Genomic DNA, 11,253 nt, shown 5'->3' on the forward strand with positions numbered 1-11,253 from the left:
TCATTGAGGTGAACGTCGAGGCGCAAACCGGGTGCATTGGACCACGAAAGAGTTGCCAGATCGACACCACGGAGGGGCCGAGAGCGTCAACGCCGATCGTGGATCTCCTGAAGAAGCACGTCGACGGCGGCGATCATGCCTTCCAGGTCCGCCACTTTACGGACCGCGGTGTCGGTTGGCATCGCGCCGCTGATCGCCGCAGTGTCGATGATCGCCCGCTGGGCCGCCTTTAGCCGGTCGGAGAGGGCGTTCAACTGTGCCGCGGTGGCGTGCTCTGTCATGGTAAAGTCCTGTCCAAATACAAAATACAAACGATCGACTTGCATAGCCGGTCGTTGCCGCCGCCGGAAGGGATTTCGCGTACGCCGCACTGCACTCTTCGCCGGCACGGTAACCGGGCGTCTGCCGGTTCTCGGACGGGCCGATGCCCAAAGCCGTTGCAGCCCTTGCCCTGGCTGTGGCAACACGCCGCTGGAGGAGGCCCGGATACGACCAAGGGCGCGCTTGACGGGTCGTGGCACAGGGATTGCGAGCCGTTCGATCCGTCGGTGAATGCGAGGGGGCAGCGTCATGGCAGCCGTGATGGAAGCGAACGACGACCGGTTTCCCAAGGGGGACGAGAAGGACCAGCCGCTCTACGAGGACGTGCGCCTCCTCGGCCAGATCCTCGGCGACATCGTTCGCGAGCAGGAAGGCGAGGCCGCCTTCGAACTCATCGAGGCGATCCGCCGCCTGAGCGTCGCCTACCAGCGCAAGGCCGACGCGGATGCCGGACGCGATCTGGACCGCCTGCTCACGCGCCTGGGGCCGGCGGAGACCGTCACCGTGATCCGCGCCTTCACCTACTTCTCGCACCTCGCCAACCTGGCCGAGGATCGGCACCACCTCCGCCGCCGCGCGGTGCACGAGGCGCGGGGGGAGCACACGGACGGCAGCCTTGCCCGCACCTTCGAACGCCTGGGCACCGCCGGCATCGGCCGCGAGACGGTCACTCGGGCGCTGGCGCGGGCCTATGTGTCGCCAGTGCTCACCGCCCATCCGACCGAGGTGCAGCGCAAGAGCCTCCTCGACGCGGAGCGGGCGATCGCCGGCCTCCTTGCCGAGCGGGCCCATCTGGCCACCCCGCGGGAGAAGCGGATCAACGAGGCCATGCTGCGCGCCCGCATAGCCCAGATGTGGCAGACCCGCATCCTGCGCTTCGTGAAGCTCACCGTGGAGGACGAGATCGAGAACGTCCTCAGCTACTACAAGACCACATTCCTCACCGAGATCCCCCGGCTCTACGGTGACCTGGAGGCGGACCTCGGCGGGCCGGTGCCGTCCTTCTTCCGCATGGGAAACTGGATCGGCGGCGACCGGGACGGCAACCCGAACGTCAACGCCGGCACCTTGCGCATGGCCCTCAAGCGTCAGGGCGAGACGGTGCTCCGGCACTATCTGACGGAGGTGCACGAACTCGGCGCCGAGCTTTCCGTCTCGCGCATCCTGATGGGAGCGACGCCCGACCTCTTCGCCCTCGCCGAGCGGTCCGGCGACACGAGCCCGCGACGGGACGACGAGCCCTATCGGCGCGCCCTCATCGGCGTCTATGCGCGCCTGGCCGGCACGTTGCAGGCCCTGACCGGCGGCGAGGCGCTCCGCCACGCCATGGCGCCCGCCAAGCCCTATCGGTCGCCGGACGAACTGCTCGCCGATCTGGCCGTGGTGGCGGACTCGCTTCGCCGCAACCACGGCGCTCCGCTCCTCGGCATGCGGCTGACGCCGCTGATGCGCGCCGTGGAGGTGTTCGGCTTCCACCTCGCCACGACGGACCTTCGCCAGTCGTCTGACAAGCACGAGGCGGTGGTGGCCGAACTGCTCGCGGTCGCCCGCGTGGAGACGGACTACGCGACGTTGACGGAATCGGACAAGCAGGCGCTGCTTCTCCGCCTCCTTGGCGAGCCGCGGCCGCTGAAAGTGCGCAACGCTCGCTATTCGGAGCTCGCCGAGAGCGAACTCGCCGTGTTCGAAACCGCGCGCGACCTGCGCGCCGCCTTCGGGCCGAACGCCATCCGGCACTACATCATCAGCCACACCGAGACGGTGAGCGACCTCCTGGAGGTCCTTCTCCTTCAGAAAGAGTGCGGGCTCCTCAGCGGCATTCTCACGCCCGTGGAGGCGGCGCACGCCACCGTGGACCTCATCGTGGTGCCGTTGTTCGAGACCATCGGCGACCTTCGGGCGGCCGAGGGCATCATGCGGGCCTTCTACGACCTGCCCGGGGTGGAAGCGCTGATCCGCAACTCCGGCGCCGAGCAGGACATCATGCTCGGCTACTCCGACAGCAACAAGGACGGCGGCTATTTCACGTCCAACTGGGAGCTCTATCGGGCGTCCACCGCGATCGCTCGCCTGTTCGACAACAAGCCGGGCGTGACGCTGCGCCTCTTCCACGGACGCGGCGGCGCCGTCGGGCGCGGCGGCGGGCCGAGCTTCGACGCCATCCTGGCCCAGCCGCCGAACACGGTGAAGGGCCAGATCCGCCTGACCGAGCAGGGCGAGGTGATCAACGCCAAGTATGCCAACCCGGAGATCGGCCGGCGCAACCTGGAGATCCTGATGGCCGCCACCCTGGAGGGCACGCTGCTGAAGCGGGAGGAGACCGCGTCCGCGGCCTTCCTCGCCGCCGCGGATGCGCTCTCGGCGGAAAGTATGAAGGCCTACCGGGCCCTCGTCTACGAGACCGACGGCTTCGTCGACTACTTCTTCGCCGCCACGCCGCTTTCGGAAATCGCCCGGCTCAACATCGGCTCGCGGCCGGCCTCCCGCAAGGCCACCCAGGCGATCGAGGACCTCCGCGCCATCCCGTGGAGCTTCTCCTGGGGCCAGAGCCGGGTGGCGCTGCCGGGCTGGTACGGCTTCGGCTCGGCGGTGGAGGCCTTCCTCGCCGAGGACCCGGACGGCCGGACGGCGCTCCTGCGTCGGATGAAGGCCGAGTGGCCCTTCTTCCGCGCGCTCCTTTCCAACATGGACATGGTGCTCGCCAAGGCGGACCTCGGCGTCGCCCGGCGCTACGCCGGCCTGGTGCCGGACCGGGCGCTCGCCGACCGGATCTTCGGCCGGATCGAGGCGGAGTGGGCCCGCACCGTCTCGGCCCTGGAGACGATCACCGGGGCGGAGACGCGGCTCGCCGAGAACCCGTCGCTCGCCCGCTCCATCGCCCACCGCTTCGCCTACATCGCGCCGCTCAACCACCTCCAGGTGGAACTGCTGCGCCGCTTCCGTGGCGGGCAGGTGGACGAGAAGGCCCAGCGCGGCATTCTCATCTCCATCAACGGCGTGGCGGCGGGCCTGCGCAACACCGGCTGATCCGGCGGGCCTCCTCGCGCGGACGTGATCCGCAAGGCGCCCCGGCGCGGTGGCGCGGACCCGGCCCGGTTGCTACATGCCGACACGGGCCGTGGGGGCGCCGCCGCAGGGAGCCCCGTGCCCGTGACAGACCGCTTCACCCTTGAACCCGCCGGCCGCTTCCGTCTGCCCCACCGGCCGGCTGCCGTTCGGACGCAGCCTACCGCGAACATCCACCTCGGTGGCGCGACCTTGCCGCCGGATCGTCGGCAGCTTCTCTTCGGTCTTGCCGGCCTCGCCGGGGCCGCCGCGTTCGGACCAGTCCCGGCCTTCGCCCAACAGGCTGCCATCGATCCGAGAGCGCTGGAACCGGCCCTCGCCGCCGCGCGGGCGCTCGGCCAGCTCAATGCCCTGATCGTCGCCAAGGACGGCGTCCCCGTTGTCGAGACCGTCTTTCGCGGTCCGCCGCTCGACCGGGCGGTCAACGTGAAGTCGGTGTCCAAGACCATTCTGGCCACCCTGGTCGGCATCGCCATCGACAAGGGCCACCTCGCCGGCGTCGATCAGACCGTGGCGCCGCTCCTCGGCAACCGGGTGCCGGACGACGCCGATCCGCGGGTCGCCACCATCACGGTCGGCCATCTCCTCTCCATGCGGTCCGGCCTCCGGTCCACCTCCGGGCGCAACTACGGCCGCTGGACCGCAAGCCGCGACTGGGTGGCCTTCGCGCTCGCCGAGCCGTTCGAGGACGATCCGGGCGGGCGGATGATCTATTCCACCGGCAACTCGCACATCCTCGCCACCGTGCTCGTCCGCGTCACCGGTCGGTCGCTGCTCGACCTTGCGCGCGACTGGCTGGGCGAGCCCCTCGACATCACCATCCCGTCCTGGCCGCGCGATCCGGCCGGCGTCCACCGGGGCGGCAACGACATGGTGCTGTCGCCGAGGGCGCTCGCCCGCTTCGCCGGCATGATCGAGGCCGGCGGCACGATCGACGGCCGGCGCGTGGTGCCGGCCGCCTGGATCGAGACGTCGTTTCAAGCGCGCGGGCGATCCCGCCACACGGACCACGCCTACGGCTACGGCTGGTTCACCATCCTGGCGGAGGGCCGGCCGGTCCACTACGGCTGGGGTTATGGCGGCCAGATGATCTACGTGGTGCCGGACCTCGGGATCACCGCCGTGATGACGTCCGATGCCGACACCCCGTCCGGGCGTACCGGCTATGTGCGCGAGCTGCACGGGCTCCTGATTGGCCAAATCCTTCCGGCGGTCGCCGCAGCCTGAAGGCTCAGGACGCCGGCGGGGGCACCGACGGGCAGGTCACCGTCAGGATGTAGGCGAGCCGGACCTCTATGCCGACTTCGAACGCGCAGCCGGCGCGGTCGAGGGCGCCGCGGAGGTCCCGGTCGTAGGCGGCCGACAGCGGGTGGGAACCTGGCGCCGTGTTGAGGTGGGAGGCGTAGATCAAGAACGCCGTGTCCTTCGGCGCCTGCCGCACCAGGGCGTCCGCCGGGGCGCCGAGGTCGCGGCGGATGTTGTAGATGTTGTAGCGCCCCCACGCGCCCGGCGCGTCACGCGTCGGCTCGATGGCCGCGGCGATCGCCTCGATCGGTTGCGCCAGGAAGGCCGGGTCGTGCATTTCCGGCGGAAGGAGCTGCGAGCCGGCCTCGTAGAGGCCGAAGTAGCGGTGCCGGCCGATCATCGGCGCGTGCGCGGCGTAGGCCTCGATCATCGGCTGGGCGCCGAACCAGAGGCCGACCGACCGTGGCGGGCTCTCCTCCAGGAAGGCCATGATCCGCCGCGTATCCGTGTAGACGTAGGGCTGCGGGTCGCGCCATGTCCGCCAGGCCGGGACGAGGGACACAAGCCCGACCGCGGCGAGACCCACCAGCGCCACCCCTTGCCGCGCCCTGCTCGCGACCGGCAGGTGCAGCCAGAGCACCCGCAGCCCGTTGGCCACGAAGGCGAGGTAGAAGGCTCCGCTCCAGGCCACGTGGCGCGGCGCCGAGGCCGGGTAACGGCCAAGGGCGCTGAGGATGCAGAAGCCCGCGAGGGTCAGGACGGCAGCGACGAGGAGGTGGCGCGACACCCGGTCCCGGATCGTCGCGACCGTGAGGAGAGCCGCCAGAACCGCCGCGGGCAGGAAATGCGTGCCGGCGAACTGGACCACGCCTTTCAGCATCGCCAGGTTGGCCGCAAGGCCGACGTAGGCATAGGTGTCGAAGTAGTTGTCCACGTTGATCCGCGTCACGTGGCTCACCAGCACCGCGTAGACCGCGAGAAAGCCGCCGAACACGCCGAGCCAGAGGATCTCGGCCCTGTCGGCGCGCGGACGCTCGGCGAGGCGGGCGAGGATCATGGTGCCGACCACCGCGGAGGCGACCACCAGGCCCGAGACGCCGAGGCTGGTGCCGGCGGCCAGGATCAGCACGTCCCGCGCGCCGAACGGCACGGCGGGCTTGCGCAGCACCACCCAGGACAGCAGCAACGCCGTGCCGAGGATCTCCAGTCCGTAGTATTTGAACTCGGACGAAAGCGGGATCAGGTAGACGAGCGTGGCGGCGCACCACCCGAGGGCCGCCAGCCCGGGCACCGCCTCGAAGGCTGCGACCAGCGTCAAGCCCACGCCCCCGAGCACGGTGGACAGGAGGACGATCCGCCCGACCGTCCAGTCGAGCCCGGCGATCAGGTTCATCAGCCAATTGGCGAGCGGCGGCGCCGCCTGCGAATAGCGCGGCAACGGATCGAAGAAGGCGCCAAGGGTCGGGAGCGGGTAGTTGGCCATCGCCATCGCCTCGTCCAGCCAGAGCGGCCGCTGCACCGCATGGAAGGCGAGCACCGCCGGCACGGCGAAGAGGGCAAGGAGAACCGCCGCGACGAGCAACCGGGGCGGTCGGCCGGAGAGATCCGTCCGGTCTGCACCATTCATGATCCGTGCTCTTTCCATGACGATGCCCTTCATTGAAATGAATGATCAAGAAGCCGTTCGATTGTCTGAACGGCGGTTCCGGCGAGTCCAGGACTGCGCCAAAACTTGCACTGAAAAAATAAACCGGATGCCATGTGCTCATCGCCAACTTGGGCCGACCGCTCCGCAACCCGGCATCGGCGATCCAAGAACCTCGAAGACGTGACAATACTCACAATTGCAGGCGCACTTATTTAGTGACCAAAATGCATTAGTTGATTTTGGAGATGGCCGCAATGTCGGCTGACATTCATAAGTCGGGAAACGTAGAAATCCTCAAAAGTCCGGGCCGCTTCAAGGATTATCTGGCGATTGCACGCTTCGACCACAGTACGAAGCATATCTTCATCGTTCCTGGCATCGTCCTCGCGTACCACCTGCGGGGCGTGCATACGGAAACGCCGGCGATCTCCCTGGCGCTCGGCTTGGCGGCTGCTGTGTGCATCGCATCCGCCAACTACGTCATCAACGAATGGCTCGATCGCGATTTCGACAAGCACCACCCGACGAAATCATCGCGGTCAGCGGTGCAACGGGACCTGCGCGGCGGCTACGTGTTCCTGGAGTGGTTCCTGTTCGCACTGGTCGGGCTCGCTTGCGCGTTCACGGCAAGCACCACCATGTTCGCCATCGCCTGCGTGTTCGCGCTGCAGGGCCTCGTCTACAACGTTCCGCCGATCCGCACGAAGGACAAGGCCTACCTCGACGTCATCTCCGAGTCGGTGAACAACCCGCTCCGCCTGATGATCGGCTGGGAGGCGATCGATCCGACCACGCTGCCGCCCTCGTCCATCATTCTGGCCTACTGGCTGGGCGGCGCCTTCCTGATGGGCGCCAAGCGCCTGTCGGAATACCGCGAGATCGTCGCGGCGCACGGCAAGCTCTTGCTGGCGCGCTATCGGGCGAGCTTTGCCGCCTACACGGAAGTCTCGCTCACCGTCTCGTGCTTCGTCTACGCGCTGATGTCGACCTTCTTCCTTGCCATCTTCATGATCAAGTACCGGATCGAGTACATCCTGGCGGCACCGGTCGTCACGGCCCTGTTCGCCCAGTATCTCGCCATGGCGATGCGGCCGGGATCGGCGGCGCAGAAGCCGGAGAAGCTCTACGCGGAGCGCGGTCTCATCCTGCTGGTGGCGCTCCTGGCGCTCACCTTCGTGCTGACCACCGCCGTCGACATGCCGATGCTTGACGCCTTCACCGGCCAGCAGTTCATTCGCCTGTTCTGAAACGGCTGACGCGGCGGGCCGGCCGGCCTTATGGGGCCGCGCGGCCGGGGGCGAGAGGAAGACCAGCGGCATGCGCGACCTCCTGGCCAGGCTTGTCGGCTACGTGGCCACCGGCGGCCTGGCGGCGATCGTGGACGTGGGCGGCTTCGCGCTCCTGGTCCGCGCCGGCATGGCCGTCACGCCGGCCGCCGTCCTCAGCTTCGCCGTCGCCATGGGGGTGAACTATGTGCTGACGAGCCGGCTGGTCTTCTCCCATCGCCTCAGCACGCGCCGCCTTCTCCTCTTCGTCCTGGTGGCGCTCGTCGGCCTCACCGTGAACGTGAGCGTCACCACGGTCGCCGCCACCGCGATGGCGCTGCCTCCCGTGCTGGCGAAGATCGCCGGCGTCGGCGTCGCCTTTCTTCTGAATTTCTTCATGAACGCGCTGATCGTCTTTCGCGGCAGCCCGACCCGCTAGAGCGCTTTCCGACCGGATGGAATCATCAGGTCGATAGGAAATCGCTCCAGATTCATGATCCTGGAGCATTGTCGCATCGACCAAGTCCTTCAACTTGGTCGGACAATGCTCTAGGTCACGATCCCCGTCGGTCGGCGATGACGCTGACCCACCCCACTGATCCATCGTGTGGATTGAATTCGCCTGGCACCGGCGGCAGTCTGCCCGCGCCGCGTCGGCGCGATCCAGCCATGCCGGCCGTCGGGCGGAACGTTTCGGCCGCTCGGGCGTCGCACCGGAAGCTCCAGCGTGTCGGAGCCTTGATCACGGGGAATGAACATGAAGCGCGTCCGCCTTACCGCCGCCCTCGCCCTTGCCGCCGTCACGGCCGCCTGCGTGGCGAGCCCGCGGCCCGTCACCCGGGTGGCCTCGCCGCCCCTCACGGTGGAGGACCAGAAGAAGGACATCGCCATCGCCCGCGACCGGGGGCTGATCGGCTTCGAGGAAGCCGCCCGTCGCCAGTACGCCATTCAGCGCACCAACTACCGGCTGTCACCGGGCGAAGTGCGGTTCTGGGAAGCCTCGATCGTGGAGGCCCGCAAGGTGGACCAGGGTGCGCTGACGCCGGACCAGTACAAGCAGCGTGTCCAGGCGCTCTATTCCCGCAATGTCCGCGCCTGACCGCCAGTTCAGCTTGCAAGCGCCATGCATAAACCGGCCAATCCCGCCCACATCATCAGAGACGTGAAAAGGGATCCGATCCAATACACACCGCGCGGCAGGTCACTGAGGCTTTGAGCGGAGCGGGACTGTCCTGGAAATTCGGCTATACTCATCGAACATCCTCCTCTGCTCGGAGGACAAGGTTGCGCCGAAACGGTTAACGAGACGTTAACGGTGAAGAAACGTTAAACAAGTACCCGGATGACGAAGCCCCGGTCGGCGATCGCAACCCCGGACAGGGGCGCGTCCCCCCGGCCGGTTGCAGCGGATGGAACCGGGGTGGCTGCTCCGCGGACGGGCGCGGTGCGCTGCAAAGAAAAAAGGCCGAAGCCACTCCAGCGGAGGGCTTCGGCCTTGAGGTCGCTCTGGAGACAATCGGAGGTCTTCAACGCAACGGTCTGGTCATTGAAATAGCAAAGGGCGGGTGTTCAACACACCTTGGATATGAGCCGCAGCTTTCCTTTGAACTGGACAGGTTCTTTCAAACACATCGAGCGTGATGAGAGTGAACCACAGCCTGTCGGCAAACGGAAATCACGGTATGTATCGAAATGATACAATCTGGAGAGCCCTTGTGAAGCGCTGCGGCGACGGTTCGTCAGCGGTCCGCTGTCGTGTCATCGCCGTCCGGTCGGCGGACGCCGTCCTGCCGCTCACCCCGGATGGTCGTCCGGATGGCCTCGGCGAGGGCCGTCCGCGTCATCGGTTTGGTCACCACGGCGACGTCCCCATAGGCCTCGTTGAGGCCCCAACGCCCATAGGCGGTGAGGAAGAGGAACGGGATGCCGCGGCGTTCCAGCGCCTGCGCCACCGGGAAGGACAGGGTGCCGGAAAGGTTGAGGTCGAGAACCGCCAGGTCCACGTCGAGCAATCGGGCTGCCTCCAGGCCGTCCGCCAGGGTGGTGGCGACTTCCACGACCGTGTGGCCGAGGTCGGCCAAAAGGTCCTCGGCATGAATGATGTTGAGCGCCTCGTCCTCCACCAGGAGGACGCGCAAGCCGCCGGCGAGCCGACGCCGGACTGTCGCGTCGGGCCGCTCGTCGCCGCCGCGCTCGCCCGGATCTGCGGCCCTGTGGAACGGAGTGTGGACTGACGCCATGAGGGACCCTGTCTGAGCGCGCGACACGATGGTTAACCCTCTGGGGCGCTTCGCGTTCCCGATGCGCCGCCGTTGCGGGCGCAACCTGTCGGAGACGACCTCCTCCAAAGTTCTCAAGGGGCGGTGTTCGAAGCCTGTTCGGCGGTCGGGGTTTCCGGGAGGGGAAAGTTTCGGTACACTTCGTCCGGTCGGCGTCAGTCGCCGCCCGGTTCTCCGGGCCAGCGCCTCGTCACCGCGCCGACCGCGCGACAGGCCTTGCCCGCCGTGCCGGCTCTCCGGGCCGAACCGCCCGATCCGCCGCGCCGATCCGTTCCGATCGGCCCCGGATCTTCGGGGGAACCCCGGCCCGGCCGTCAGCGCCGCCGCGCCCGGACAGGGAGTTCCGACCCGGTTCCCGTAAGGCCGCGGCCGCGCTCCCCTTTTCGACCAGGTGGGGGCCTCACGTTCGGAGGCTGCAATGAAGCATGAATCCCTGGACCAGATCCGCGTCAAAGCCGACGTCACGCCGGCCGTTCCGCTGACCCAGCGCCAGCGCCTGGAACGCTGGGCCGCCCTTCTGGAGAAGGCGGACGGGCCGATGGCGCCGCTCTACCGGATCGAGTACCTGACGCCGGAGGAGCGGTTGAAGGCGCGCGGCGACCACACGCCGCTCGCCGTCGCCTTCGCCGATCCGGACCTGAGGGCCGATGGACTGAAGAGCGATCGCCTGGGCGATGTGATGGCGTATTTCGGGCTGAACGCCCATGAGGCCCATCACATGCTCTGCGACTGCCACTATCATGGCACGATGACCGGGGCGGGCGTGGCCAAGCGGCTGCGCAGCAAGGCCCGGTTCAGCGATCCAGCGCCGCTCTGGGCTTTCGTCCGCAGCATCTTCGGCTTGCGGCGGTCCTGATCTCGAAACGGGCCGGACCGGCACGTCTCAGCCGGTCCGGATCCGCCTTGTCGCGGCGCCCGGGCCTCGACGTCGCTCAGCCGGGCGCGCGCCCGTTCGCGCCGCGCGTTTCGTCCACGCAGGCCCAGAAGCCCTCCGTCCGCTGGTCGGACGAACCGGCCCCCTGCACCGCCGCGAAGGCGCACCAGCCCCATCGGCCGGCTGCGTCGACCACCGCGCCAGGATCGGGCATGTCCAGCCCGACGGTGGCGAAGGCGCGCTCGGCGTCTTCCAGCGTATAGCCGCCCACATAGGCCAGGAGGCCGGCGCCGAGCGCCAGCATCAGCACCAGCGAGACGGCGGCGCGCAAGAGGCGCCAGACGACGATCGCGATCACCAGCCCGATCAGAATGGTCCAAAGCATCGAGACGACCTCCAACGGGGGGTTCCTACGGCCGGACTTGGGCAAGCCCGGGGCAGACGGTTCCGGAACAGGCCAGCTCCGGCCGCGTCTCCCGAATGGTGAGTATTCGGTTACCAGCGTTGACCAGCCGATCCGCGCCCGGCAGCACCGCGGGCCGGTTCTGCATGGCA

General features: G+C 68.1%; 10 protein-coding genes. 6 read left to right on the forward strand and 4 right to left on the reverse strand.

Annotated features, from left to right (window positions below):
* Positions 1-86 precede the first annotated feature (86 nt).
* On the reverse strand, positions 87-326 hold the full coding sequence (locus tag BUQ68_RS18775; protein ID WP_245293318.1) for a hypothetical protein: 240 nt from the start codon (positions 324-326) through the stop codon (positions 87-89).
* A 244-nt stretch (positions 327-570) separates the two neighbouring features.
* Here BUQ68_RS18775 and ppc point away from each other — a divergent pair, with 244 nt between their 5' ends.
* The gene (gene ppc, locus BUQ68_RS18780) at positions 571-3,348 is read left to right on the forward strand and encodes a phosphoenolpyruvate carboxylase (RefSeq protein WP_210215663.1); all 2,778 of its coding nucleotides are present in this window, start codon (positions 571-573) and stop codon (positions 3,346-3,348) included.
* Between the two features lie 123 nt (positions 3,349-3,471).
* Entirely contained in the window at positions 3,472-4,614 is a 1,143-nt protein-coding gene (locus BUQ68_RS18785) for a serine hydrolase domain-containing protein (protein ID WP_245293319.1), read from the forward strand.
* 4 nt (positions 4,615-4,618) lie between these two features.
* Here the strand turns inward: BUQ68_RS18785 and BUQ68_RS18790 are convergent, their stop codons facing one another.
* Positions 4,619-6,259 (reverse strand): hypothetical protein, encoded by a 1,641-nt coding sequence (locus tag BUQ68_RS18790; protein ID WP_139315275.1) that lies wholly within the window; start codon positions 6,257-6,259, stop codon positions 4,619-4,621.
* A 275-nt stretch (positions 6,260-6,534) separates the two neighbouring features.
* Between BUQ68_RS18790 and BUQ68_RS18795 the strand changes: the two genes are divergently transcribed.
* From BUQ68_RS18795 to BUQ68_RS18805, 3 genes are all read left to right on the forward strand, one after another.
* Positions 6,535-7,527 carry a UbiA family prenyltransferase gene (locus BUQ68_RS18795; RefSeq protein WP_095407378.1) on the forward strand — a complete coding sequence of 331 codons (993 nt, stop codon included), beginning with the start codon at positions 6,535-6,537 and terminating at the stop codon, positions 7,525-7,527.
* Positions 7,528-7,597: 70 nt separating this feature from the next.
* On the forward strand, positions 7,598-7,984 hold the full coding sequence (locus BUQ68_RS18800) for a GtrA family protein (protein WP_075217554.1): 387 nt from the start codon (positions 7,598-7,600) through the stop codon (positions 7,982-7,984).
* Between the two features lie 318 nt (positions 7,985-8,302).
* On the forward strand, positions 8,303-8,644 hold the full coding sequence (locus BUQ68_RS18805) for a hypothetical protein (RefSeq protein WP_139315276.1): 342 nt from the start codon (positions 8,303-8,305) through the stop codon (positions 8,642-8,644).
* Positions 8,645-9,284: 640 nt separating this feature from the next.
* Here BUQ68_RS18805 and BUQ68_RS18810 read toward each other — a convergent pair.
* Positions 9,285-9,785 (reverse strand): response regulator, encoded by a 501-nt coding sequence (locus BUQ68_RS18810; RefSeq protein ID WP_083656717.1) that lies wholly within the window; start codon positions 9,783-9,785, stop codon positions 9,285-9,287.
* 457 nt (positions 9,786-10,242) lie between these two features.
* Here BUQ68_RS18810 and BUQ68_RS18815 point away from each other — a divergent pair, with 457 nt between their 5' ends.
* A complete protein-coding gene (locus tag BUQ68_RS18815; protein ID WP_075217557.1) occupies positions 10,243-10,680 on the forward strand; it encodes a hypothetical protein in 438 nt (145 codons plus the stop codon).
* Positions 10,681-10,756: 76 nt separating this feature from the next.
* On the opposite strand, the gene BUQ68_RS18820 is transcribed toward BUQ68_RS18815, so the two are convergent.
* Complete coding sequence (locus BUQ68_RS18820; protein ID WP_139315277.1) at positions 10,757-11,083, reverse strand: hypothetical protein; 327 nt, start codon at positions 11,081-11,083, stop codon at positions 10,757-10,759.
* Positions 11,084-11,253: the final 170 nt, after the last annotated feature.

Origin of the sequence: Mongoliimonas terrestris (assembly GCF_001927285.1) — a bacterium.
Taxonomy (GTDB): Bacteria; Pseudomonadota; Alphaproteobacteria; order Rhizobiales; family Pleomorphomonadaceae; genus Chthonobacter; species Chthonobacter terrestris.